The sequence below is a fragment of the Lysobacter enzymogenes genome, assembly GCF_900106525.1.
In the GTDB taxonomy this organism is placed as follows: Bacteria; Pseudomonadota; Gammaproteobacteria; order Xanthomonadales; family Xanthomonadaceae; genus Lysobacter; species Lysobacter enzymogenes.
In genome coordinates, this window is the sequence record NZ_FNOG01000008.1 from 257,330 (window position 1) to 283,180 (window position 25,851).

20 protein-coding genes are annotated in these 25,851 nt (G+C 68.9%); 13 read left to right on the plus strand and 7 right to left on the minus strand.

Annotation, left to right across the window (positions count from 1 at the left end; translation table 11 throughout):
* Positions 1-351: 351 nt before the first annotated feature.
* Entirely contained in the window at positions 352-1,164 is an 813-nt protein-coding gene (locus tag BLU84_RS19885) for an ABC transporter permease (protein ID WP_074871258.1), read from the minus strand.
* Positions 1,161-2,174 carry an ABC transporter ATP-binding protein gene (locus tag BLU84_RS19890; protein ID WP_083382909.1) on the minus strand — a complete coding sequence of 338 codons (1,014 nt, stop codon included), beginning with the start codon at positions 2,172-2,174 and terminating at the stop codon, positions 1,161-1,163. Before BLU84_RS19890 ends, BLU84_RS19885 begins: the two co-directional genes overlap by 4 nt.
* A 234-nt stretch (positions 2,175-2,408) precedes the next feature.
* On the opposite strand from BLU84_RS19890, the gene BLU84_RS19895 reads away from it, so the two are divergent.
* The 4 genes from BLU84_RS19895 (at position 2,409) to BLU84_RS19910 (ending at position 7,011) form a co-directional block, all read left to right on the plus strand.
* Positions 2,409-3,155: a ferredoxin--NADP reductase gene (locus BLU84_RS19895; protein ID WP_074871261.1), complete on the plus strand. Its 747-nt coding sequence runs from the start codon at positions 2,409-2,411 to the stop codon at positions 3,153-3,155.
* 240 nt (positions 3,156-3,395) lie between these two features.
* A complete protein-coding gene (locus BLU84_RS19900; RefSeq protein WP_074871262.1) occupies positions 3,396-4,937 on the plus strand; it encodes an alpha/beta hydrolase in 1,542 nt (513 codons plus the stop codon).
* 143 nt (positions 4,938-5,080) lie between these two features.
* Positions 5,081-5,827: an ABC transporter ATP-binding protein gene (locus BLU84_RS19905; protein WP_074871264.1), complete on the plus strand. Its 747-nt coding sequence runs from the start codon at positions 5,081-5,083 to the stop codon at positions 5,825-5,827.
* Positions 5,824-7,011: an ABC transporter permease gene (locus tag BLU84_RS19910; protein ID WP_074871266.1), complete on the plus strand. Its 1,188-nt coding sequence runs from the start codon at positions 5,824-5,826 to the stop codon at positions 7,009-7,011. Before BLU84_RS19905 ends, BLU84_RS19910 begins: the two co-directional genes overlap by 4 nt.
* 294 nt (positions 7,012-7,305) lie before the next feature.
* Here BLU84_RS19910 and BLU84_RS19915 read toward each other — a convergent pair whose 3' ends face one another.
* Positions 7,306-8,343 carry an energy transducer TonB gene (locus BLU84_RS19915; RefSeq protein WP_074871268.1) on the minus strand — a complete coding sequence of 346 codons (1,038 nt, stop codon included), beginning with the start codon at positions 8,341-8,343 and terminating at the stop codon, positions 7,306-7,308.
* Between the two features lie 406 nt (positions 8,344-8,749).
* Between BLU84_RS19915 and BLU84_RS19920 the strand changes: the two genes are divergently transcribed.
* The 5 genes from BLU84_RS19920 (at position 8,750) to BLU84_RS19940 (ending at position 14,820) form a co-directional block, all read left to right on the plus strand.
* Complete coding sequence (locus BLU84_RS19920; protein ID WP_074871270.1) at positions 8,750-9,811, plus strand: SPFH and helix-turn-helix domain-containing protein; 1,062 nt, start codon at positions 8,750-8,752, stop codon at positions 9,809-9,811.
* Positions 9,811-11,154: a zinc ribbon domain-containing protein gene (locus BLU84_RS19925; protein ID WP_139175142.1), complete on the plus strand. Its 1,344-nt coding sequence runs from the start codon at positions 9,811-9,813 to the stop codon at positions 11,152-11,154. The genes BLU84_RS19920 and BLU84_RS19925 overlap by 1 nt, the downstream gene beginning before the upstream one ends.
* Before the next feature lie 297 nt (positions 11,155-11,451).
* Complete coding sequence (locus BLU84_RS19930) at positions 11,452-12,654, plus strand: MFS transporter (protein ID WP_074871438.1); 1,203 nt, start codon at positions 11,452-11,454, stop codon at positions 12,652-12,654.
* Between the two features lie 34 nt (positions 12,655-12,688).
* Positions 12,689-13,492: a 2,5-didehydrogluconate reductase DkgB gene (gene dkgB / locus BLU84_RS19935; RefSeq protein ID WP_074871272.1), complete on the plus strand. Its 804-nt coding sequence runs from the start codon at positions 12,689-12,691 to the stop codon at positions 13,490-13,492.
* Positions 13,493-13,719: 227 nt separating this feature from the next.
* Positions 13,720-14,820, plus strand: coding sequence for an alkene reductase (locus tag BLU84_RS19940; protein ID WP_074871274.1), 1,101 nt, complete (start codon positions 13,720-13,722; stop codon positions 14,818-14,820).
* Between the two features lie 486 nt (positions 14,821-15,306).
* Here BLU84_RS19940 and mnmE read toward each other — a convergent pair whose 3' ends face one another.
* The 4 genes from mnmE to rpmH form a co-directional block, all read right to left on the minus strand.
* Positions 15,307-16,677, minus strand: coding sequence for a tRNA uridine-5-carboxymethylaminomethyl(34) synthesis GTPase MnmE (mnmE, locus tag BLU84_RS19945; protein WP_074871275.1), 1,371 nt, complete (start codon positions 16,675-16,677; stop codon positions 15,307-15,309).
* Between the two features lie 422 nt (positions 16,678-17,099).
* Positions 17,100-18,827, minus strand: a complete 1,728-nt coding sequence (gene yidC, locus BLU84_RS19950) for a membrane protein insertase YidC (protein ID WP_074871277.1) — start codon at positions 18,825-18,827, stop codon at positions 17,100-17,102.
* A 15-nt stretch (positions 18,828-18,842) separates the two neighbouring features.
* Positions 18,843-19,277 (minus strand): ribonuclease P protein component, encoded by a 435-nt coding sequence (rnpA, locus tag BLU84_RS19955; protein ID WP_074871279.1) that lies wholly within the window; start codon positions 19,275-19,277, stop codon positions 18,843-18,845.
* Between the two features lie 92 nt (positions 19,278-19,369).
* A complete protein-coding gene (gene rpmH / locus BLU84_RS19960; protein WP_027083663.1) occupies positions 19,370-19,510 on the minus strand; it encodes a 50S ribosomal protein L34 in 141 nt (46 codons plus the stop codon).
* Positions 19,511-19,824: 314 nt separating this feature from the next.
* Here rpmH and dnaA point away from each other — a divergent pair, with 314 nt between their 5' ends.
* From dnaA to BLU84_RS19980, 4 genes are all read left to right on the plus strand, one after another.
* Positions 19,825-21,177 carry a chromosomal replication initiator protein DnaA gene (gene dnaA, locus BLU84_RS19965; protein ID WP_232518372.1) on the plus strand — a complete coding sequence of 451 codons (1,353 nt, stop codon included), beginning with the start codon at positions 19,825-19,827 and terminating at the stop codon, positions 21,175-21,177.
* A 751-nt stretch (positions 21,178-21,928) separates the two neighbouring features.
* A complete protein-coding gene (gene dnaN, locus BLU84_RS19970; protein ID WP_074871283.1) occupies positions 21,929-23,029 on the plus strand; it encodes a DNA polymerase III subunit beta in 1,101 nt (366 codons plus the stop codon).
* A gap of 360 nt (positions 23,030-23,389) precedes the next feature.
* Entirely contained in the window at positions 23,390-24,475 is a 1,086-nt protein-coding gene (gene recF / locus BLU84_RS19975) for a DNA replication/repair protein RecF (RefSeq protein ID WP_074871285.1), read from the plus strand.
* Between the two features lie 164 nt (positions 24,476-24,639).
* On the plus strand, positions 24,640-25,713 hold the full coding sequence (locus tag BLU84_RS19980) for a DUF5694 domain-containing protein (protein WP_233431191.1): 1,074 nt from the start codon (positions 24,640-24,642) through the stop codon (positions 25,711-25,713).
* Positions 25,714-25,851 lie beyond the last annotated feature (138 nt).

A 25,851-nucleotide genomic window follows, 5' to 3' on the forward strand; every position in this document is an offset into this window, starting at 1 on the left:
ATCAAAATGGATTCCGGCTTTCGCCGGAATGACGGGTTGGGGGTTGCGAGGTTTCTGGAAGCTACGGCGGAGCTACGCCGCTGCGGTTGGATTCCGGCTTTCGCCGGAATGACTGGATTGGGAGCTTCGGGTCTTCGGGGGAGTTCGGCGGGGCTACGTCGCTGCGGTTGGTCGCGACTCGCGTCGCTCCTACAGGGGCTCCGGCCGGCTACGTATCCGACTGTAGGAGCGGCGCGAGCCGCGACCACGACAACCCAGCCATGACGTAGTTGCGCACTTGCAGCCGCGACTCGCACCGCTCCTGCAGCAAGACATCAAACCTGCCGCAGATTTCGCAGGGCGCCGCCCGCCTCAGCTGCGCAACCCCACACCGCGCTTGAGCAACCACAAGCCCAGCGACGACAGCGCCACCACGAAGGCCAGCATCAGCGCATACGCCACCCACAACGGCACGTCGCTGCTGCCGAGCAGGCCGTAGCGGAATGCGTTGACCATGTAGAAGATCGGATTGGCGTGAGTCGCCGCTTCCGCCCACGCCGGCAGCAGCTTGACCGAATAGAACACGCCGCCAAGATACGTCAGCGGGGTCAGGATGAAGGTCGGCACGATCGCCACGTCGTCGAACTTCTTCGCGTACACGGCGTTGATGAAGCCCGCCAGCGAGAAGATCGTCGCGCCCAGCAGCACGGTGGTGAAGGTCACCAGCGGGTGCGGGATGCGCACCTTGGTGAAGCACATCGCGATCAGCAGCACGATCGCGCCGACCATCAGCCCGCGCAGCACCGCGCCGGCGACGTAGCCCCACAGGATCACCCAGTTCGGCATCGGGCTGACCAGCAGTTCCTCGACGTGGCGGCCGAACTTGGCGCCGAAGAAACTCGAGGAGATGTTGCCGTAGCTGTTCTGGATCACGCTCATCATCACCAGGCCCGGGACGATGAACTCCATGTAGCTGTAGCCGCCCATGTCGCCGATGCGCGAGCCGATCAGGCCGCCGAAGATCAGGAAGTACAAGGTCATGGTGATCGCCGGCGGCACCAGGGTCTGGCCCCAGATGCGCAGGATCCGCGTCACTTCGCGGCGCACGATGGTGCCCAGCGCCGTCAGGTTGCGGCGCGCGGGCGAAATCGCGGCGCTGTCGGCCGTTTGGATCTCGCTGCTCATGCGGCGCTCCCGGTGGCGGCGGCGGAAGGCGGAGCGATCATGCGCACGAACAGCTCCTCCAGGCGGTTGGACTTGGTCCGCATCGAACGCACCCGGATGCCGGCTTCGCCGAGCGCGGCGAACACGCGGTTGAGGTCCATCGCGCGCGGCATTTCCAGGTCCAGGGTGTGGTCGTCGGCGGCGGCCAGGGTCGCGCCTTCGATCTGCGGCAGCGCGGCCGGCAGCACGCCGTCGATGTCGAGCAGGAAGCCTTCCACGTCGAGCATCGCCAGCAGCGCCTTCATCGGGCCCTGCTGGACGATGCGGCCCTGGTCGATGATCGCCAGGTTGCGGCACAGGTTCTCGGCTTCTTCCAGGTAGTGGGTGGTGAGGATGATGGTGGTGCCGGCGGCGTTGATCTCGCGCAGGGTCTTCCACATGCCGCGGCGGATCTCGATGTCGACGCCGGCGGTGGGCTCGTCGAGGATCAGCAGACGCGGCCGGGTCATCATCGCGCGGGCGATCATCAGCCGGCGCTTCATGCCGCCCGACAGCGTGCGGCTCATCTTGTCGGCCTTGTCCCACAGCTGCGCGCGCTTGAGTTCTTCTTCGGCGCGCACCAGCGCCTGTTCGCGCGGCACGCCGTAGAAGCCGGCGTAGTTGACCAGGATGTCGAGCGGCTTTTCGAACATGTTGAAGTTGATTTCCTGCGGCACCAGGCCGATCAGGCGCATCGCTTCGTCGCGGCGGCGCTGCAGGTCGGTGCCGAAGATTTCCACCGCGCCGTCGCTGAGATTGACCAGCGAGCTGACGATGCCGATCAGGGTCGACTTGCCGGCGCCGTTGGGGCCGAGCAGGGCGAAGAAGTCGCCTTCGGCGACGTCCAGGGACACGCCCTTGAGCGCCTGGACCTTGTTGTCGTACGTCTTGCGCAGGTCGCGCACGCGCAGGGCGGGAACGGCGGCGCCGGCCGCGACGGCGGCGGCGGAAACCTGACGGGGGCCCGTGGCGAGGGCCGTTGGCTGGGTCATTGCGGGAGGGTCTCGGTCGCTGGCCGCGGGCCTCGCGGCGAATGGCTTAGTATAGGCCGCCCCGTGGCGCCACCCCGGCCACAGACTGTTGCGGACCGCGCCATTTCGACGGCCGCGCGCAGCCCGGACCGGCCGGAGTTTGCGCCGCCGGTCGCTTCGCCCGCCTCGCGGCGCGGCGTCCCTGCCCCCTTTCGCACCCGGCCGCGGCCGGACGCCCATCGAGAACTCCGTCGCATGAAGCAATTCCCGCTCAAGCTCGTCTCGCGCCGCATGCTCGCGCCGACCGTGGGCCACTACGTGTTCCAGCGCGGCGATGGCGAGCCGCTGGACTACATCCCCGGACAATTCATCCAGGTCCACTTCCAGTACGCCGACGGCACCGCGACCAAGCGCAGCTATTCGCTGGCCACCATCCACGACCACGCGCTGGGCCCGGGCGAGGCGGTGGAGATCGCGGTCAGCTACGTGCCCGGCGGCGCCGCCACCGCGCTGTTCGAAGGCTTGGGCGAGGGCGACGCGGTCCAGGCCAGCGGCCCGTTCGGGCGCTTCTGCCTGATGCCGGCCGACGCCAACCGCCGCTACCTGCTGATCGCCACCGGCACCGGCGTCACCCCGTACCGGGCGATGCTGCCGCAGCTGGAACGGCAGATCCGCGAACGCGGCATCGAGGTGGTGCTGCTGTTCGGCGCGCGCACCCCGGCCGAGCTGCTGTACGGCGACGAGTTCCGCGCCTTCGCCGATCGCGTGCCGGGCTTCCGCTTCGTGCCGTGCTTCTCGCGCGAACTGCCGGCCGAGCCGCATGCGGACGTGCGCCACGGCTATGTGCAGCAGTTCCTGGCCGAGTTCGCGCCGGACGCGGCCGGCGACATCGCCTATCTGTGCGGCAACCCGAACATGGTCGATGCCTGTTTCGAGGCGTTGAAGGAATACGGGCTGGCGGTGCCGCAGATCCGGCGGGAGAAGTACGTTTCGTCGAAGTGATCGGTAGGGCGCGGCGGCGGGTACTAGAGCGTCGGGCCTGAAGGCCCTCCCACAACAGCCGATGCTGCGCGGCATCGCGGCGGTTGTGGGAGGGCCTTCAGGCCCGATGCTTTTGGCTCAGCCGCTGCGCGGGCGGAAGAGCCGGCGGAAAGATCTTCGCGCCGGGTGGTCACATTCTTCCCGCCACCGTGGTCTGTCATTCTTGCAGGCGCAACCGCCCTGGCGACGAGATCACGGAACATGCCCATCGATTGGAAGCACCCCCGGCCGCGCTGCGCGGCCATCGCGCTGGCCGCCGCGCTCGCGGCCCTGACCCTGGCCGGCTGCGGCCGCGGCGCGGACGTCGCTGGTGCCGATGGCGGCGCGGTCAAGCGCCGCTACGGCGCGATCGCGTTCGAGCCGTGCACCCTGGCCTCGCCGTTCGCCACCGGCACCATCCCGGCCCAGTGCGCGCGCTTCAAGGTGCCGGAAAACCACGCCGAGCCGAACGGCCGCAAGATCGAACTCAACCTCGCCTGGCTGCCGGCCACCGACAGCAGCGCGGCCGAGGACGACCCGGTGTTCTTCCTCGCCGGCGGCCCGGGCCAGGCCGCGACCTCGTCGTGGCCGCTGGTCGACGCGGCGTTCCGCGACGTGCGCAAGCGCCGCAACATCGTGTTGGTCGACCAGCGCGGCACCGGCAAGTCGGCGCCGCTGACCTGCACCGAGGCCGTGCCGCAGGACGACGACGGCGGCGACGAAGCCGCGCAGTTGGCCGCTTCGGTCGACGCCGTGCGCCGCTGCGCGCAGGGGCTGAAGGTCGACGCGCGCTACTTCACCACCACCGACGCCATCGCCGACCTCGACGCGGTGCGCGCGGCGATCGGCGCGGCCAAGGTCGATCTGGTCGGCGTGTCCTACGGCACCCGCGTGGCCCAGCAATACGCCGGGCGTTATCCACAGCGCACCCGCGCCGTGGTGCTCGACGGCGTCGCCCCGAACGAACTGGTGCTCGGCAGCGAACACGCGCGCAACCTCGATGCCGCGCTGGCCCAGCAGTTCAAGCTGTGCCAGCAGACGCCGGCGTGCCGCGCGCGCTTCGGCGCCGACCCGCGCGAGCAGCTGCGCCAGCTGATGGCGCGGCTGCAGGCGCAGCCGGTCGAAGTCGACTACCGCGACCCGTCCACCGGCGAGCCGCGCCGCGAGCGCGTCACCGCCGGCCACGTGGCGATGCTCACGCGCATGTTCTCCTACCAGCCCGAGGCCGCTTCGCTGCTGCCGCTGGTGCTGTCGGAGGCCGACCAGGGCCGCTACGCGCCGCTGCTGGCGCTGTCGAAGATGATCGGCGGCCAGCTCAGCGAAGAGCTCAACTACGGCATGCAGCTGTCGGTGACCTGCGCCGAGGATGCCGACCTCTTCGTTGCCGATCCGGCCGACAAGGACACCGTGCTCGGCAACGCCATGACCGACGCGCTCAAGGCGCAATGCGCGGTCTGGCCGACCGGGACGCGGCCGAAGGATTTCCACCAGCCGCTGCGTTCGAACCTGCCGGTGCTGCTGCTGTCGGGCGAGCTCGATCCGGTGACCCCGCCGCGCTATGGCGAACAAGTGCTGAAGAACCTGCCCAACGGCCGCCACCTGGTGCTGCGCGGCCAGGGCCACGGCGCGCTGCGCGTGGGCTGCACGCCCAAGCTGCTGGGCCAGTTCCTGGAGAGCGGCGACGCCAAGGCGCTCGATGCGCGCTGCCTGGATGCGTTGGGCTACGTGCCGCCGTTCGTTTCGTTCACGGGGTGGGAGCCGTAGGCGACGGAACCGGGCCACGGGGAACAGGGAGCCGATAGCCGCGCGAGTCTCGCGCCCGCTGTCGATCCCCTCGCCGCGCGATGCGCGCCCCCGTCGCCCTTTCCGATCCTCGACGTCCCATTCCCCATTGCCGAGCCACGACCATGATCACCGCTCACGACCTGCATAAATCCTTCAAGACCAAGTCCGGCATCGTCGCCGCCGTGCAAGGCGTCGACTTCCAAGCGCGCGACGGCGAAATCACCGGCTTGCTCGGCCCCAACGGCGCCGGCAAGACCACCACCTTGCGCATGCTCTATACGCTGATGCGTCCCGACCGCGGCGAAGTGCGCGTGGACGGCGTCGATGCGGCCAAGGACCCGGCCGCGGTGCGGCGCTCGCTCGGCGTGCTGCCCGACGCGCGCGGCGTGTACAAGCGCCTGACCGCGCGCGAGAACATCGCCTACTTCGGCGAGCTGCACGGCCTGAGCCGCGCCCAGATCGAACGGCGCACCGCCGAGCTGTCGCGCGCGCTGGACATGGGCGACATCCTCGACCGCCAGACCGAAGGCTTCTCGCAAGGCCAGCGCACCAAGACCGCGATCGCCCGCGCGCTGGTGCACGACCCGCGCAACGTGATTCTGGACGAGCCGACCAACGGCCTGGACGTGATGACCACCCGCGCGATGCGCGGCTTCCTGCGCGGGCTGCGCGAGGAAGGGCGCTGCGTGATCTTCTCCAGCCACATCATGCAAGAGGTCGCCGCGCTGTGCGACCGCATCGTGATCGTCGCCAAGGGCCAGGTCGTCGCCGCCGGCACCGCCGACGAACTGCGCTCGCACACCGGCGAAGACAATCTGGAAGACGCCTTCGTCAAGGCGATCGGCAGCGACGAGGGCCTGCACGCATGAAAGTCAATCCGTTCGCCGCATTCTGGTCGGTCGTGCGCAAGGAACTGCGCGACATCTCGCGCGACCGCCGTACTCTCGCCATCACCTTGCTGATGGGCCCGCTGCTGTATCCGCTGCTGATGCTGGGCATGGGCTCGCTGGCCGAGAACCGCGCCCGCACCCAGCTCGACAGCGTGCTCAAGGTGCCGGTGGTCGGCGCCGAGCGCGCGCCCAACCTGGTCAAGTTCCTCGCCACCCAGAACATCGTCGCGGTGCCCGCGCCGAAGGACCTGGACGCAGCGGTGCAGAACCAGGAGCACGACGTCGGCCTGATCGTCTCGGCCGACTTCGGCAAGGACTGGAAGGCCGGGCAGCCGGCGCTGGTGGAGATCGTGCAGGACAGCACCCGCCGCGACGCCGACATCCCGGCGCGGCGCCTGCACGCGGCGCTGGAGGGCTACAGCCGCCAGGTCGGCGCGCTGCGGCTGCTGGCGCGCGGGATCGCCGCCAGCGTGATCCAGCCGGTCAACGTCGCCGACCGCGACGTCGCCACCGCCGAGGCCAAGCGCGGCCTGATCCTGTCGGCGCTGCTGCCGTACCTGCTGATCATGACCTCGTTCGCCGGCGGCGCGTTCCTGATCATCGACGCCACCGCCGGCGAGCGCGAACGGCAATCGCTGGAACCGCTGCTGGCCACGCCGGCGCCGCGCGCGGCCATCGTCAGCGGCAAGATCGCCGCGGCCTGCGTACTCGGCTTGTTCTCGCTGCTGCTGACTCTGCTCGCGTTCAAGCTCAGCGCGCAGATGAGCAGCGGAGTGGGGCGCATGCTCGATGTCAGCCTGTACGCGATCGGCAAGATGCTGCTGATCCTGCTGCCGATGTCGTTCATCGGCACCGCGCTGCTGACGTATCTCTCGGCCGCGGCCAAGAGCCTGAAGGAAGCGCAGAGCCACGTGACCTGGCTGATGCTGCTGCCGCTGCTGCCGACCTTCGTGCTGATGGTCAACCCGCTCAAGACCCAGCTGTGGCAGTTCGCGGTGCCGTTCCTGGCGCAGAACCAGCTGCTGCTGAAAGTGATCCGCGGCGAAGCGATCAGCGGCCAGACCTGGGCGATGTACCTGGCCTGCGGCTTCGGCCTGGCGGCATTGCTGTGGGTCGCCGCGGTGCGGCGCTACAACAACGAACGGCTGGCGATTTCGGGCTGATCCGAACCGGCTGCCCCTGTGTAGGAGCGGCGCGAGCCGCGACTGCGGGGTAGCCGGTTGCGTCGCAGCTGCGGTTTCGCGGTCGCAGCTTGCGCAGCTCCTACAGTCGGCTGTCGGCACTATGCGCAGGTCGGGGAGCTCCCTGTAGGAGCGGCGCGAGCCGCGACCGCGACACCCCGCTTACGACGCAACTGAGATGTCGCAGCCGCACACACGACATCTGCGATATCCACAAAGAAAAAGCCCGGCTCGCGCCGGGCTTTTTCGTTCAACCGGATCTTCGTTCCGCGACGATCAACCGCCCGGATTGAACCCGATCGTGCGGCGCGTGGTGACCGGCGCGGGCACCGGCTGGAAGCGCCACTTGCGCACCGCGTTGACCGCTTCGCGGTCGAACACGCGCGGCGGGTTGGCGCGGACCACGCGCGCGGCGGTGACCGAGCCGTCGGTGCCGACGGTGAACTCGACCTGGACCTCGCCGGACGTGCCGGCGCGCAGCGCGTCGGGCGGGTAGCGCGGGGCCGGCGTGGACACCGCGCGCAGGTCGCTGGCGGCGGCGGCCGGTGCGCTCGGCGCGGTCGGCGTCGGGGCCGGACGTTCCGGTGCGGCGGCGGTCGGCGCCGGACGCTGCTCGGCGGCGCGCTGTTCGGCGGCGCGTTGCTCGGCCGCGCGCGTCGCGGCCTGGCGTTCGGCCGCCTGCTGCGCGGCCAGTTGCTGCGCGGCCTGCTGCTGCTGTTGCTGCTGCTGAGCCAGGCGCTGCTTTTCCAGCTCGGCCTGCTTGCGCACCTGGTCCTCGGCGGTGAGCTTTTCCTGTTCGGCGCGCTTGGTCACCGCCTGCTGGGCGCTGGCGATGGCGGCCTTGAGCCGGGCCATGGCCGGGTGCTGCGGGTCGGCGCGTTCGATCAACGCCGACAGGCGCTGGGCTTCGCTGAAATCCTCGCGGCCGATGCTCTGCTCGGTGGCGATCACCGTCATCGGCAGCAGGTCGGTCAACGCGCTGGAGGCGACCGCATCGGCCGGCGCCTTCTCGCGCAGGGCCAGGTAGTACTCCACGGCGTTGTCTTCGGCCGGCGCGTACAGGCGGTTTTCCGCATACGCCTTGCGCGCGGCCTCGCGCAGTTGCTCCACGCTCAGGGCCGAGACCTTGGCCGAGACCGCGTTGCCGGCGTTCGCCGCCGGCGCGCTCGCGCTGGGCGCGGCCTGCTCCGGCGCGGCCGGCGCGGCTTCTTCTTTCTTACCGCAGGCCGCCAGCGCGCATCCGAGCGCGAACACGGCGGAAACCTGCTTGACAGCGGACAGCCGGCTGCAATGCCGGTCGTTATTGGCGATCATCGATAAAAGCTCCCCTGAAGTACGCGAGTCCCCGTCCGATACGGGGCCGGGCGCACGCCGGATAGAACGCGCTAGCGAGCCGCGTTTGTCAAGCGTTCAGGTTGCGACGGGCCCCCGCGATGGGCGTCAGACCCCGAGTGTGCCATCCATCGCGGGCCGCACCGATACCGGGTGTGTCGGTTCGCAGCGGCGCCCGCGACCGCCGCCACAGTTTGCGTGCGCCGGACGCGACCGCCGGCGGCCCCCGTGCGCCGGCGAACGCACGCGCCGACGAGCCCGCGCCGGGTCGCACCGAACCGGTGCCGAACGCGTGCCAACCCGAGGCCGGGCCCGCACCGGGCTGGCCGAACCCGCGCCGCCCTGCACTAGAATCGCCGCACCACGGGCAGGAAGCAGGAGCGGGAACATGAGCATTCTGGGTTTCATCAAGGGCGAGCTGCTGGAAGTCATCGAGTGGACCGACGACTCGCGCGACACCCTCTCCTATCGCTTTCCCGACGACGACAAGGAGATCAAGAACGGCGCGCAGCTGATCGTGCGCGAGTCGCAGCAGGTCCAGTTCGTCGCCGCCGGCCAATACGCCGACCTGTTCGGCCCGGGCAAGCACACGCTCAAGACCGAGAACATCCCGGTCCTGTCGACCATCCTGGGCTGGAAGTACGGCTTCCAGTCGCCGTTCAAGTGCGACGTCTACTTCCTCAACACCCGGCTGTTCACCGGCAACAAGTGGGGCACGGCCAACCCGGTGATGATGCGCGACGCCGACTTCGGCGTGGTTCGCCTGCGCGCGTTCGGCACCTACGATTTCCGCATCGTCGACCCGCCCAAGTTCCTCAAGGAAGTGGCCGGCACCGACCAGAATTTCCGCCTCGACGAGTTCGCCGACACCATGCGTTCGCGCATCGTCAGCGTGTTCACCGAAGCGCTCGCCAGCGCCAAGGTGCCGGCGCTGGACGTGGCCTCGCGCTACACCGAGCTGGGCGAGGCGCTGCTGCCGCTGATCAACCCGGCGATGACTTCCAAGTACGGCATCGAGATCGCCTCGTTCGTGCTGGAGAACGTGTCGGTGCCACCGGAAGTGGAGAAGGCCATCGACGCGCGTTCGAGCATGAGCGCGGTCGGCAACCTCAACGACTACGTCAAGTTCCAGATGGGCAGCGCGATGGGCCAGGGCGGCGACGCCTCGGCCGCGGTGCCGGCGCAGATGGCGATGGGCTTCGGCATCGCCCAGGAAATGATGCGCGGCATGCAGGGCGCGCCGCAGGGCAACGCCGCGGCCGCGCCGGCGGCGGACGCCGCGCCCGCCGGCGGGCTCGAAGTGCTCACCCCCGAACAGGCCGCGACCGCGCTCGGCGTGTCGGTCGAGGACGTGATGGCGGCGATCGCCGCCGGCGACCTCAAGGCGCGCAAGATCGGCAACGCCACCCGCATCGCCAAGAGCGCACTCGAAGAATTCCTGCGCGGCTGATGGATAACGCTACCGTCGGAAAGCATCCCTGCCCGGAGTGCGGCGGGGATCTGCAATGGAATGCGGGCAAGCAGGCGCTGGCCTGCCCGTACTGCGGCACCGTGGTGCCGTTGGCGTCGGCGCCCGCGGGCGCGGGCGACGGCAGCGCGCAGATCGTCGAGCACGATCTGGAGGAAGCGCTGGCGCGGATACCGCCCGAGCTGCCCGAGCCACGCGCGCAGGGCGCCGCCGCGAACGGCGCGCAAGACCCTGAGCTGGCCGCGGTCCACGCCACCATCGAGCGGCTGGCGCGCTCGCCCGGCGGCGCGCCGGGCACCGCCACCAGTTGGAGCGTGTCGGCGCGCGGCCAGGACGGCGAGTTCGAGCTCAAGGGCTCGCAGAACGGCCACGCGCTCGAATTGCTGCGCAGCATGGCCGCGACCCCGGCGGAGCAACGCGGCTACGGCGCGCAGCGGCGCGAGGTGCAATGCCAGAGCTGCCACGCGATCTCGGTGTTCGTCGACGGCAAAGTCGCCGACCGCTGCGAGTTCTGCGGCTCGCCGTCGATCATCGATCACGAATCGCTGGGCGATGCGATCACCCCGGAAAGCCTGCTGCCGTTCAAGATCAGCGACGGCCAGGTGCGCGACGCGATCCGCAAGTGGTACGGCAGCCGCTGGTTCGCGCCGAACCGGCTCAAGACCGCGGCGCTGACCGACACCCTCAAGGGCGTGTACCTGCCGTACTGGACTTTCGACGCCGACGTGTCCGCGCGCTGGAGCGCCGAGGCCGGCCACTACTACTACGTCACCGAGAGCTACACCGAGAACGGCCAGCGCAAGACCCGCGAAGTGCAGAAGATCCGCTGGGAACCGGCCTCCGGCTCGCTGCAGCTGTTCTTCAACGACGAGCTGGTGCCCGGCACGGTCGGCGTGCATGCCGACCTGCTGCAGAAGATCGGCGAGTTCCCCACCACCACCGACCTCAAGCCGTACTCGCCCGAGTTCGTGCGCGGCTGGACCGTGGAGCGTTACCAGGTGGACCTGCGCCAGGCCGCCCAGCGCGGCGAGGCGCAGATGCGCGAACGCACCCGCGCGGCCTGCTCGGCGGAAGTGCCCGGCGACACCCAGCGCAACCTGCAGGTCGACGCCACGCTCAGCCGCCGCACCTTCAAGCACGTACTGGTGCCGGTGTGGCTGGTCAGCTACACCTACGGCTCGCGCAGCTACCAGGTGCTGGCCAACGGCTACACCGGCGCGCTGGCCGGCGAGCGGCCCTACAGCTGGGTCAAGATCTTCTTCGCCGCGCTGGCGGCGGCGCTCGCGTTGCTGGTGCTGCTGGCGGTGTTCGGCGCGCTGCGCTGAACTTATCCACAGACGCGGTTTATCCACAGCCTCGGCCGCAGGGCGGTCGAGGCGGCGGAGCGCCCGGCTTGTCTTGTGGATAACACCGTTGTGGATAAGCCGGATGGCCGCTATCGCCTTGTGCAGCCTGGCTTTCCGGTTTTTTATCCGGCGCTTGTACCGTGCTTATCCACAGCATGCGGCCCGCTCTATATTTGACTTTGAGTCAAATGTAATTCGATAGAAACCCTGTTTTTCCGCAAAGGCCGCCGGCCGACACTGCGCATCCCGAATCGCTCGATTCCCCGGATGCCCGCCATGCCTCTCGCTCTGTTGGCCCTGACCCTCGGCGCCTTCGCCATCGGCACCACCGAGTTCGTCATCGTCGGCCTGATCCCCACCCTCGCCGCCGACCTCGGCGTCGACCTGCCCTCGGCCGGCCTGCTGGTCAGCCTGTACGCGCTCGCCGTCGCCATCGGCGCACCGCTGCTGACCGCGCTGACCGGGCGGGTGCCGCGCAAGCCGCTGCTGATCGGCCTGATGGCCTTGTTCACCGCCGGCAACGTGGTCGCCTGGCTGGCGCCGGGCTACGCCACCTTGATCGTCGCGCGCGTGCTCACCGGCCTGGCCCACGGCGTGTTCTTCTCGGTCGGCTCGATCATCGCCACCAGCCTGGTGCCGAAGGAAAAAGCCGCCAGCGCGATCGCCACGATGTTCAGCGGCATGACCGTCGCCTTCGTCACCGGCATCCCGCTGGGCACCTTCCTCGGCCAGCACTTCGGCTGGCGCGCGACCTTCCTCGCGGTCGCCGGGTTCGGTTTGATCGCGCTGATCGGCAGCGCGCTGTTCGTGCCCCGACGCATCGCCCACAGCGCGCCGGCGCCGCTGCGCCAACAGGCCGCGCTGCTGCTGCAGCCGCGCCTGCTGCTGGTCTACGCGATGACCGCGGTCGGCTACGGCGGCTCGCTGATCGCTTTCACCTTCCTCGCCCCGATCCTGCAGGACATCGCCGGCTTCGGCCCGAACATGGTCGGCGCGGTGTTGCTGGCCTACGGCGTGTCGGTCGCGATCGGCAACGTCTGGGGCGGCCGCCTCGCCGACCGCCACGGCCCGGTGAAAGCGCTCAAGACCATCTTCGCCCTGCTCGCCGCGGTGCTGCTGGCGCTGAGTTTCACCATGCACAGCCAATGGCTGGTGGTGTTGACCGCACTGGCCTGGGGCGCGGTCGCGTTCGGCAACGTGCCCGGTCTGCAGGTGTACGTGGTCAAGCAGGCGCAGCGTTACGCGCCGCAGGCGGTCGATACCGCCGCCGGCTTCAACATCGCCGCGTTCAATCTCGGCGTCGCCGGCGGCGCCTGGGCCGGCGGCCAGGTCGTCGCTCACCTGGGCCTGGCGCATACGCCGTGGATCGCCGCGCTGGTGGTGTTCGCCGCGTTCGGTCTGACCGCGTTGAGCGGCCGTCTGGATCGCCGCGACGGCGTCGCCGAACGCGCCGAAGGCATCGCGGTCGCCGCGCATTGATCCGCCTCCTTCCTACTTTCCGGAGATATCCACAATGAACGTCCCCGCCTTCGGCCTCGGCACTTTCCGCCTCAAGGGCCAGACCGTCATCGACTCGGTACGCACCGGCCTCGAGCTCGGCTACCGCGCCGTCGACACCGCGCAGATCTACGGCAACGAAGCCGAAGTCGGCACGGCCATCGCCGACAGCGGCGTGGCCCGCGATGAGGTTTTTCTCACCACCAAGATCTGGACCGAGAATCTCTCGCGCGAACGCCTGATCCCGAGCCTGCGCGAGAGCTTGGCCAAGCTGCGCACCGACTACGTCGACCTGACCTTGATCCACTGGCCGTCGCCGAACGATGCGGTGCCGGTGGACGAATTCATGCACGCGCTGCTGCAAGCCAAGCGCGAAGGCCTGACCCGCGCGATCGGCGTGTCCAACTTCAACATCGATCTGATGCAGCGCGCGATCGCCGCCGTCGGCGCCGAGCAGATCGCGACCAACCAGGTCGAGCTGCATCCCTACCTGCAGAACCGCAAGCTCGCGCAGTTCGCGCGCGAAGCAGGAATCGGGCTGACCTCGTACATGACCCTGGCCTACGGCAAGGTGCTCGGCGATGCGGCGCTTGTGGATATCGCCGCGAAGCATCGCGCGACGCCGGCGCAGGTGGCGCTGGCCTGGGCGATGCAGTCGGGGTATGCGGTGATTCCGTCGTCGACCAAGCGCGAGAACCTGGCCGGCAATCTGTTGGCGGTTTCGCTGCGGTTGGACGACGAGGACATGCGGCGCATCGCCGGGTTGGACCGTGGCGAGCGGTTGACCGATCCGGATGGTTTGGCGCCGGCTTGGGATTGATGCGCTTGCGTCGTCGCTGAGTTGTCGCGGTCGCGACTCGCGTCGCTCCTACAAGAGCTTCGGCCGCCACGGGATCTACCTGTAGGAGCGGCGCAAGCCGCGACCGCCATCGCACACCCTCGCGCCGCAACCTTGTCCACATCCGCGCAACACAGCATCGGCGCCGCGACGCATACCGCCGCGCGCGCCGCGCCCCACCTCGTTCCCAACTGCCACGAGAACTCCCCATGCTGTTCACCCCACACCGCATCGGCGCCCTCGACCTGCCCAACCGCATCGTCATGCCGCCGATGACCCGCTCGCGCGCCGGCCGCGGCGAAGTCGCCACCGAACTGATGGCGCAGTACTACGCCCAGCGCGCCGGCGCCGGCCTGATCGTCAGCGAAGGCACCCAGATCAGCCGCCAGGGCCAGGGCTACGCCTGGACGCCCGGCATCCACACGCCCGAACAGATCGCCGGCTGGCGCCGCGTCACCGACGCCGTACACGCCGCAGGCGGTCGCATCTTCGCCCAGCTGTGGCATGTCGGCCGCGTCTCCCACGTCGCCTTGCAGGACGGCGGCGCCGCGCCGGTGTCCTCGTCGGCGCTGGTGGCCGAAGGCGTGAAAGTGTTCGTCGACGTCGAAGGCCGCGGCCCCGAGGCCGGCGTCGGCGAAATGGTCCAGCACTCCACACCGCGCGCGCTGCGCGCCGACGAGATTCCCGCCATCGTCGCCGACTACGCCCAGGCCGCGCGCAACGCGCTCGCCGCCGGCTTCGACGGCATCGAACTGCACGGCGCCAACGGCTACCTGATCAACCAGTTCATCGACTCGCAGGCCAATGCGCGCGACGACGAGTACGGCGGCTCGCTGCCCAACCGTTTGCGATTCCTGCGCGAAGTCGCGCAAGCCGTCGGCGACGCCATCGGCGCCGACCGCGTCGGCGTACGCCTGGCGCCGCTGACCACGCTGCAAGGCGCGGTCGACGACACGCCGCAAGCGACCTACCTGGCCGCGGCGAAGATCCTCGACGAGATCGGCGTCGCCTACCTGCACATCGCCGAAGCCGACTGGGACGACGCCCCCGGCATGCCCGACGCATTCCGCGAAGCATTGCGCCTGATCTACCGCGGCACGCTGATCTACTCGGGCAAGTACACCAAAGCCCGCGCCGAAGACGCGCTGGCCCGCGGCTGGGCCGACCTGATCGGCTTCGGCCGCCCGTTCATCGCCAACCCCGACCTGCCGCATCGCTTGCAACACGACCTGCCGCTCAACGAAGGCGACCGCACACGTTACTTCGGTGGCGGTTCCGAGGGTTATACCGACTACCCGCGCGCAGCATGATTGCGACGGATGGCGGCGGTGCGGCATGCACAACGATATCCACATGCCCTTGCACCGCCGCGACCGCGACATCGCGCTTGCGACGCAACTGAACTAGCGTGGTCGCGGCTCGCGCCGCTCCTACAGGGAGATCGCGCAGCGCGTCGCGATCGGTTCACTGCACAAAGATATCCACACCATCGTTCGCAGCCACAACGAAGCGACTGTAGGAGCGGCGCAAGCCGCGACCGCGACACCGCGCTTGCGACGCAACTGAACTAGCACGGTCGCGGCTCGCGCCGCTCCTACAGGGAGATCGCGCAGCATGTCGCGATCGGCTCACTGCACAGAGATATCCACACCATCGTGCGCAGCTACAACGCAGCGACTGTAGGAGCAGCGCAAGCCGCGACCACGACACCACGCTTGCGACGCAACTGAATCATCGCGGTCGCAGCTCACGCTGCCCCTGCAGGATCACCGCCACGACGCCCGCTCCCGCACGCATCACTTGCCGATGCAGAAACTCGAAAAGATATGCCCCAGCAGATCGTCGGCGCGCACGCGCCCGGTGATCTCGCCCAAGGCATCGTGCGCATGGCGCAACGACTCGGCGGCCAGGTCCAGCATCTCGTGGTCGAGTTGCGCGCGCGCTTCGATCAGCTCCTCGCGCGCGCGGCGCAGGGCCTCGACATGCCGCGCGCGCGCGGTGAACGCGCCTTCGGTCGCATCGCTGCCGTCGCCCTGCGCCAACGCGCGCAAACGCGCGTGCAGCGCGTCGAGCCCGGCGCCGCTGTGGGCGGAAACGAATACCCGATTCTCGCCGCCGACATCCGCCGGCCCCGGCGACTCGTAGTCCGATTCGAGCAGGTCGATCTTGTTGTAGACGAATAGGCGCGAAGGCACCGGTTCGATCGCATCGGCGACCGCAGCCAACCCGCCATGCGGATCGCGCGCGTCGAGCACAACGATCGCCAGGTCCGCGCGGTCGAGCTCGCCGCGCGCGCGGCGCATGCCTTCGCGCTCGATCGCGTCGCCGCCGTCGCGCAGGCCGGCGGTATCGACCAAGGTCAGTTCGACGCCGTCGAGTTTGATCGTCTCGTGCAGCAAGTCGCGGGTGGTGCCGGCGATATCGGTGACGATGGCGCGTTCGCTGCCGGCTAGCGCGTTCAACAGCGAACTCTTGCCGGCGTTGGGCGGGCCGACGATCACCGCGTGCAAACCGTCGCGCAGGCGCCGGCCGCGTTCGGCCGCGGCGAGCAATGCTTCCAGCGATTCGGCGGCGCCGCGCAGGCGTTCGCGCAATGCGCCGCCGCCGAGCGTGTCGATGGGTTCGTCGGCGAAATCGATCGCCGCTTCCACGTGCACGCGCACCGCCAGCAGATCGCCGGCGAGCGCTTCGACGCGGCGCGAGAATTCGCCGTCGAGCGCGCGCCGCGCCGCACGCGCGGCGCGCGCGTCGGCCGCGGCGATCAAGTCGGCGACGGCTTCGGCCTGGGCCAGGTCGAGCCGGCCTTCAAGAAACGCGCGTTCGCTGAACTCGCCCGGGCGCGCTCGGCGCGCGCCGAGCGCGCAGGCGCGCGCGAGCAGTTCCTCCAGCAGCGCCGGGCCGCCGTGCGCCTGCAACTCGGCCACGTCTTCGCCGGTGTAGCTGGCCGGCGCGGCGAAATACAGGGCGATGCCGTCGTCGAGCGTTTCGCCGTCGGCGTCGCGAAAACGCACGTAGTGGGCGTAGCGCGGCTGCAGCGTGCGGCCGGCCATCGCCTGCGCGATCGCGCGCGCCTGGGTTCCCGACAGACGCACGATGCCGACGCCGCCGGCGCCGGGCGCGGTGGCGATGGCGGCGATGGTGTCGCGGGCGGGGGCGGCGGAGGTCATGGGCGGATGATAGTGGGTGCTGGGACTGTGGATAAGGTCGGGATCGAAGCCTGGCGCTGAAGTCTCTGGATGCCCGCCTTCGCGGGCATGACGCCAGGTAGGTTTCGTGGCGTCTGTTCAAAGCCGTCATCCCTGCGAAAGCGGGGATCCAGGGCTTCACCGAAGCATGACGCTGAAGTCTCTGGATCCCCGCCTTCGCGGGGATGACGACCGTGGTTGTTGTGGGAGGGGCTTCAGCCCCGACGCTCTTGGCTCAGATCGCGGCGTCTGGCACGACAGCGTCGGGGCTGAAGCCCCTCCCACAACAACTACAGCCGCGTCGTGACCCGGCTAACCCGATCCCAATTCGGCGCAGCTATCCACACAAACGCAAAAGCCCGCCTTGCGGCGGGCTTCGCGAGTACCGATGCGGCCTGCACCGATCAGCTCTTGTCCTTGTCCTTGCCGCCACCGCCGCTCGCATTCTCTTCCGCGTAGCGCTTGGTGGTGATCCACTGCTGCAGCAGGCCCAGGCCGCCGTTGGCGACTTGGTACAACACCAGACCCGCCGGCAGGAACGCCAGGATCGCGCCGAACACCAGCGGCATGAACTGCATCATCTTCTGCTGGGTCGGGTCCATGCCGGTCATCGGGGTCAGCTTCTGCGTCGCCCACATGATCGCGATGTTGCACAGCGGCAGCACGAAGAACGGATCGCGCGAGGTCAGGTCGTGGATCCACAGCGTCCACGGCGCGTGGCGCAGTTCCACCGACTCGGCCAGCATCCAGTAGAGCGTCATGAAGATGATGATGCTCGGCAGCAGCGGCAGACAGCCGCCGACCGGGTTGATCTTCTCCTTCTTGTACAGCTCCATCAGCGCCATCTGGAACTTCTGCTTGTCGTCGCCGTAGCGCTCCTTGAGCTGGGCCACGCGCGGCTGGAACTTGCGCATCTTGGCCTGCGACTTGTACTGCGCCGCCGACAGCGGATACAGCGCCAGCTTCAGCAGCACCACCAGGCCGATGATCGCCCAGCCCCAGTTGCCGAACAGGCCGTGCAGCTTGTCGAGCAGCCAGAACAGGCCGTTGGCCAGGGTGGCGAAGATCGAGTAGCTGCTGAAGTCGACCGCGCGGTCCAGGCCCTGCACCTTCTGCGCTTCGATCGCCTTGACCAGCTTCGGGCCGACCCACAGGCGCGCTTCGGTGCTGGCCTTCTGGCCCGGCGCGACGTTGACGCCGGGGCCGAGGTCGCGGATCAGGTACTGCGGCGCGCCGCCGGCGTTGAGCTGCTCGAGCGAGAACTGGCCCTGGTCCTTCTCGCCCGGAATCCAGGCGGCGAAGAAGTGGTGCTGCAGCATCGCGATCCAGCCGCCGGTGACCTGCTTGTTGAGGTTGCCGTCGGCGGCGAACTTGTCGAACTTGCGCTTCTCGTACTTGTCGGTCGGGCTGTACCACGCCGCGCCCTGGAAGCTGTACTGCTCGGGGCTGAAGGGCCCCTTGCGCGCCAGTTCGCGCGGCACGCGGCTGAGCTGGCGGTAGACATAGCCCTGCCACGCCGCAGCGCCGGCGTTGCTGACTTCGTCGCGGACCTTGATGACGTAGTCGCTGCGGCCGAAGGTGTAGGTGCGGGTGATGGTGACGCCGTTGGCGCCGGTCCACACGAACGGCACCGAGATGTCCTTGGCGCCGTCGCCGAGCTTGAGCTCGCGCGCGTCGCCGGCGTAGCGAAAGCCGCTTTCGTGGGTCGGCGCGCTGCCGCCCTGGCTGACCCAGCCGCTCTGGGCGACGAAGTACAAGGTGGAGTCGTGCGCGAGCAGGCGCATCGGCGGGCTGCCCGGCTCGGTGCCGACCGGATAGCGCAGCAGGTCGGCCTCGCTGACTTCGCCGCCGCGCAGGATCACCTTGAGCACGTCGGTGTTGACCACGACCGGCGCGTCGGTGGCCGGGGCGGCGCTGGCGACCGCAGCCACACCGGCGACGGCCGGCGCGGTGGGCGCGCCCGGCACGCCGGGCTGCGCGGCCAGGCCGGCGGCGCTGGGCACGGTGCTCGCCGGCGCGACCGCGCTCGGCGGCAGAGCCGGCGGCGCCGACGTCTCCTTGCCCCATTCCATCCACAGCAGGGTCGCCACCATCAGCCAGGCGAGGATCAGGAAAGCACGGGTCTGGTTCATGGGCAGCAGGCAGGCTCAGCCGGGACCGGGGTCCGGCAGGGGGTGAGAAGGGGAAGCGGCCGGCATTGTGCCGGGGGCCGCAGTCTCGGGCAATGCGAGCGCGCTTCGCGCGCCGGCGCGCTTGAGCAGACTCTCGAACGCGGCGCGGAGTTCCGGGCCGGAAAGCTTCGACGCGCCGGGGCGCGCGACCAATACATAATCGCCCGGCGCGAGCTCGGCGCGCAGGTGGCGGAAGGCATCGCGGAAGATGCGCTTGATGCGGTTGCGGCCGACCGCGTTCGGATCGACCTTGCGCGAGACCGCCAGCCCCAGCCGCGCCGGAATCGCCGGGTCGGCCTGGAAATGCAGCGCGAGCACGGGCAGCGCCACGCGCCGTCCATGCTTGAAGATGCGGTCGAAATCGGAACGCGCGCGTACCCGCGCGGTGCGCGGGAAGCGGGACGAAATCATTGCAGGCGGTCGGCCGCGCGGCGCCGGATCGTTCCGAAGGGGCCGCAAACGGCCGGGAACGACGGCAGCGCCGACAAGGCGGCCGGCAACGCTTAGGCGGTCAGGCGCTTGCGGCCCTTGGCACGACGACGGGCGAGGATCTTGCGGCCGTCGGCGGTCGCCATGCGGGCACGGAAACCGTGGTCGCGCTTGCGCTTGAGGTTGCTGGGCTGGTAGGTGCGCTTGGTGGCCATGACAGGCTCGCAAAGGTAACGACGAAAGTGGACCGCCGATTCTAGCGGCGCACCCAAGGCAGGGTCAAGCCCTTGTCCCGATTGGGATTGCAGATGCGCGACGCACGCCACCAAAGCGCCTGGGGGCAGCCTGTGTACGAGCTGTGCATGAACCTGTGGATTAGTCCTGTTCCGAACCCGACCGCGGTGGTAGTCTGACCGACCCCCCGGCTTCCTGCGTCGCGATGTCCGCATCGTGCGTTGGGCCGCTTTCGTCCGTCGCCGGCGCCGCCGTCGCGATCGACCGCACCACGCATAAAGAAGACACGCTACAGATGGAAGCCTGGCCCCGCTGCCTCGAACGCCTCGAAGCCGAATTTCCGGTCGAGGACGTGCATACCTGGTTGAAGCCGCTGCAGGCCGCGCAGCGCGACAGCAAGACCGTGCTCTACGCGCCCAATGCGTTCGTGGTCGAGCATGTGCGCGAGCGCTATCTGGCGCGCATCCGCGAGCTGTTGTCGTATTTCGCCGGCAGCGAGGACGTCAGCCTGGAAGTGGGTTCGCTGCCGCGTTCGCCGGCCAGCACCCAGCCGTTGCCGCTGGAGCCCACCACCAGCGCGGTGCGCCAGACCCCGGCCGCGGTGGTCGCGCCGGTCGAGCCGTTCCAGGGCAATCTCGATACGCATTACACCTTCGACAACTTCGTCGAAGGCCGCAGCAACCAGCTCGGCCGCGCCGCCGCCTGGCAGGCCGCGCAAAAACCCGGCGAGCGCGCGCACAACCCGCTGCTGTTGTACGGGGGCACCGGCCTGGGCAAGACCCATCTGATGTTCGCCGCCGGCAACGCCATGCGCGACGCCAATCCGGCGATGCGGGTGATGTACCTGCGTTCGGAGCAGTTTTTCAGCGCGATGATGAAAGCGCTGCAGGACAAGACCATGGATGCGTTCAAGCGTCAGTTCCAGCGCGTCGACGCGCTGCTGATCGACGACATCCAGTTCTTCGCCGGCAAGGACCGCACCCAGGAAGAGTTCTTCCACACCTTCAATGCGCTGTTCGACGGCAAGCAGCAGATCATCCTGACTTGCGACCGCTATCCGCGCGAAGTCGAAGGCCTGGAGCCGCGGCTGAAGTCGCGCCTGGCCTGGGGCTTGTCGGTGGCGATCGAGCCGCCGGACTTCGAGACCCGCGCCCAGATCGTGATCTCCAAGGCCAAGGAGCGCGGCGCCGCGATCCCGGAGGAAGTCGCCTTCCTGCTGGCCAAGAAGATGCGCTCGAACGTGCGCGACCTGGAAGGCGCGCTCAACACCCTGACCGCGCGCGCCAACTTCACCGGCCGCGCCATCACCGCCGAGTTCGCCCAGGAAACCCTGCGCGACCTGCTGCGCGCCCAGCAGCAGGCGATCGGCATCCCCAACATCCAAAAGACCGTGGCAGACTACTACGGCCTCCAGATCAAGGACTTGTTGTCCAAGCGGCGCACGCGTTCGCTCGCCCGTCCGCGCCAGGTGGCCATGGCGCTGACCAAGGAACTGACCGAACACTCGCTGCCTGAGATCGGCGATGCCTTCGCCGGTCGCGACCACACGACCGTCCTGCATGCCTGCCGTCAGATCCGCACCCTGATGGAAACCGACGGCAAGCTGCGGGAAGACTGGGACAAGCTGATCCGCAAGCTCAGCGAGTGATCCGCAGCGCCCGTTCCGCGGGCGCCGGCCTCGGCCTGGGATGCGCGGCAGCGCCGACGGCGCGATCCCGACATCGCGCTGGCGGCTGCGTCGCGCGGCCCGCGCCCAGCTGGCGCCGCCTTCCGGCTCCGAGCCGGCGAACCGGCCGCGAATTCTCGCCAGGCGAACGGGCCAGCGGCTCGTTTGCGTAGGGCGGCTCCTGCCGGCATCCACGACGACGAGCGCAACGCAGGGCACGGCCGTCCGGTCGCCGCGCTGCCGTCCGCGCTCATCCGTAGAGATCGCAGGACCGCGGCTGCAGGGCCGAGCGGTGTTTCGTCGTTGGCGGTATCGCGCGGTCCGGGCAGAACCGGCTTATCCACAGCATGCGCAGTGCGCAGCGGCGGGTTCGAAGGGTTCGGTCCAGGTTCGGTGTCGCTGCCGGCGGTTTGGGGTCCGCAAGGGACGCCGCGCTGCCGGTGGACACAAGGTAGTCGCTAAGTTGCTGATACGAAAGGCATAAGTTCGGGGACTAGACTCGTACAAGCTGTGGATAAAGTTGCGGCCGCGACCACGCGCTGAGGTTATCCACAGGATCTACCGGTCCTCCAGGGCCAGTTCTACCCGCTTTTGAAGTACCGAAAAACGCTTGTAGATCAAAAGCTTAAGCCTGTTTTCAACCGTTTTTCGCCGCTCCACCGCCACTAAGATTTTGATTTATACATCTCTTTTGTAATTGGGCTTGCGCCCACCGACCGGCCAAGGGGTCCGCATGCGTTTCAGCCTGCAACGCGAAGTTTTTCTCAAGCCGTTGGCCCAAGTGGTCAATGTCGTCGAACGCCGGCAGACGTTGCCGGTCCTCGCTAACCTGCTGGTACAGGTGAAAGACGGCCAGTTGTCGCTGACCGGCACCGACCTGGAAGTCGAAATGATTTCCCGCGTCAACGTCGACGACGCGAAGGACGGCGAAACCACGATCCCGGCGCGCAAGCTGTTCGAAATCGTGCGCGCCCTGCCCGACGGCAGTAAGGTCACCGTGAGCCAGGCGGCCGAGAAGATCACCGTGCAGGCCGGGCGTTCGCGCTTCACCCTGTCGAGCCTGCCGGCCAACGACTTCCCGTCGATCGACGAGGTCGAAGCGACCGAGCGCGTACGCGTGCCGGAAGCCGCGCTCAAGGAGCTGATCGAACGCACCGCGTTCGCGATGGCCCAGCAGGACGTGCGCTATTACCTCAACGGCTTGTTGTTCGACCTGCGCGAAAACAGCCTGCGCTGCGTCGCCACCGACGGCCACCGCCTGGCGCTGTGCGAAGCGCCGTTCGAAGGCGGCGCGCAGACCAAGCGCCAGATCATCGTGCCGCGCAAGGGCGTGCAGGAACTGCAGCGCCTGCTCGAAGGCGGCGATCGCGAAGTCGAGCTGGAAATGGGCCGCGGCCACATCCGCATCAAGCGCGACGATGTGACTTTCACCAGCAAGCTCATCGACGGCCGTTTCCCCGACTACGAGGCGGTGATTCCGATCGGCGCCGACAAGGAAGTGCGGATCGAGCGCGAAATCCTGCGCGCGTCGCTGCAGCGCGCGGCGATCCTGTCGAACGAGAAGTACCGCGGCGTGCGCATCGAAGTCTCGCCGGGCCAGCTCAAGATCAGCGCGCACAACCCGGAGCAGGAAGAGGCGCAGGAAGAAGTCGAAGCCGACACCAAGGTCGACGACCTGGCGGTGGGCTTCAACGTCAACTACCTGCTCGACGCCCTGACCGCGCTGCGCGACGAGCACGTGGTGCTGGCGCTGCGCGACGCCAACTCGTCGGCGCTGGTGCGCGAGGCCTCGAACGAGCGTTGCCGTCATGTGGTGATGCCGCTGCGGCTCTGATCCACGCCGCAACGCTCGCGTTCCACGTGGAACAAAACACACGCCCGGCTGATGCCGGGCGTGTTCGTTTTGGGGTTTCGAAGCGTTTTCGACCGCCGCGGAAGGTTCCTGAGCGCCCTGTAGGAGCGGCGCGAGCCGCGACAAACCGAAGAAATTCACTTCCGCGTCGGTGCCGAAGTGGTTGATCTGAAAGCGAAAGCTTTAGATCTGGTGGTTTTGTAGCTTCGGTTGCCCCGCTGACGCACGCCGCTTCGGTTTGTCGCGGCTCGCGCCGCTCCTACAGGTAGCCCATGCGGCTCCATCCAGGTCTCGGCCCATCCCGCCGCCCCGCCCCCGAACCAATCTGCGATCATTTCCCCCATGCACGTAACCCGCCTGGACGCCCGCGGCCTGCGCCGCTTCGCCGACGTGAGCCTGTTGCCGGCGCCCGGGATCAACCTGATCACGGGCGAGAACGGAGCGGGCAAGACCAGCCTGCTCGAAGCCCTGCACCTGATGGCCTACGGCCGGAGCTTCCGCGGCCGGGTCCGCGATGGGCTGATCCGCGCCGGCGATCCGGCGCTGGACGTCTTCGTCGAATGGCAGGAAGCTCGCCGCGACCAGCGGCGCAAGGCCGGGTTGCGCCATAGCGGGCACGAGTGGGCCGGGCGCCTGGACGGCGCCTCGGTTTCCCAGCTCGGCGAGCTTTGCGCCGCATTGGCGGTGGTCAGTTTCGAGCCAGGCAGCCATGCCCTGATCACCGGGCCCGGCGAAATTCGCCGTCGCTACCTCGATTGGGGTTTGTTCCACGTGGAACCAGACTTCACTCCGCTGTGGCGGCGCTATACCCGGGCGCTCAAGCAGCGCAACGCCCTGCTCAAGGCGCGGGCCCGCGATGGGCAGCTCGATGCCTGGGATCGTGAGCTGTCCGACGCCGGCGAGCCGCTGAGCCGGCGCCGCCAGCAGTACCTGGACGAACTCCAGCCCCGTTTCGCCGCCTTCGCCGCCGAATTGGCCCCGGGCCTGGGCGCGATCCGGCTCGATTACGTCCCCGGCTGGCGCCGCGACGAGTTTCCGCTGGCCGATGCCCTGCTCCTGGCCCGCGAACGCGACCAGCAGCAAGGCTTTACCTCGGTCGGGCCGCATCGGGCCGATTGGCGCATCGGCTACGGGTCGATTCCCGGGCGCGAGGCATTGTCGCGCGGGCAGGCCAAGCTGGTCGCCCTGGTCGCGCTGCTGGCCCAGGCCGAGCAGCACGCCCAGGTGCAGGGCGAATGGCCGGTGATCGCGCTGGACGATCTGGCCTCCGAGCTGGACCGGCGCCATCAGCGACGGGTTCTGGAGCGGCTGATCGCCAGCCGGGCCCAGGTTTTCATCACGGGCACCGAACCGCCCGTGGCGCTGGCCGATATGCAGGTCGAAGTCACCAGGTTCCACGTGGAACATGGAACATTGCAGGCGGGGTGATTCACGCTCGGCATGGAACCTGGCACGGGCCACGTGAAACACCTCGCGGCCGGCTCCACGACATGTTCCACGTGGAACACGCTGCAGAACCGGCCTCTAAACCCCAAGAAGCCGCCGCGCATCCCTTCGAAGCGAACCACTCCAGGGATGACCGCTTGAAACCCATGCTTTCCGCGCTATTCGGCCTGTGCCTCGCCGCCCAGGCCTACTCGAAGCCGGCCGCTAGCAACCAGGTAGATCTAGCCGCCGTCGGCCAAGGCTTCGCCGGCCCCCGCACCCAGGTCGCCGTGCTCGGCAGCACCCATCTGAGCGGCCTGCCCAAGGACTACGACTTCAAGGCCCTGGAACCGCTGCTGGAGCGCCTGGCCGCGTTCAAGCCTGAGCTGATCGCGATCGAAGCCGTGTCCGGCGAAGGTTGCGACCATCTGAGCCGCTACCACGAGCTGTTCGACGGCGCCGCCGAGAGCTACTGCGCCGACACCGACGCCGCGCGCCAGGCCACCGGCCTGGATGTCCGCGCCGCCGTCGTCGCCGTGCGCCAGCGCTACGCCGACTGGCCGGCGCAGCCGACCCCGGCCCAACGCCGTTCGCTCGCCAGCCTGCTGCTGGCCGCCAACGAGCGCGCCTCGGCCCTGGCCCAGTGGCTGCAGCTGGCGCCGGCCGAGCGCCGCGCCGGCGACGGGCTGGACCCGGCCCTGGTCGCCCAGCTCGACAAGCTCGCCACCAGCGCCCGCAACGAGAACTACCGCATCGGCGCGGTCCTGGCCGCGCGCCTGGGCCTGCAGCGTGTGTACGCGGTGGACGATCACAGCGCCGACCGGGTCACCGCCGACGCCGGCGGCAAGCCTTACGAAGCCGCGGTGAAAGCGGTCTGGGCCGCCGCGCCGTACCCGTTAGCCGAACGCGAGCAGGCCTATCTCGACCGCGGCGACCTGCTCGGCCTGTACCGCTCGCTCAACGCGCCCGAAACCCAGCGCGCTGCGATCGCCGCGGACTTCGGCGGCAACCTGCGCGAGCCCTCGCCCGAGCGCTACGGCCGCCAGTACGTGGCCTGGTGGGAAGCGCGCAACCTGCGCATGGCCGCGAACCTGCGCGAGGCCTTCGGCAACCGACCCGGGATCCGCGTGCTCGACATCGTCGGCTCTTCGCACAAGCCCTATCTGGACGCCTACCTGGGCCAGATGCACGACGTCGAGGTGCTCGACGTGCAGGCGCTGCTGGCGCCTGGGACGCGCTGAGAGGCCATCGCCGGGCGCAGGGCTGGGGACCCAGGGGGCGGGGGTCGCGAGGTGCTATAATTTCGTCTGGATCCCAATAGCTAATGTCTGGCCGGGCCTTGCACCTCCGACCCGGCCCAGCCAGCCTTTGCAGCCGAC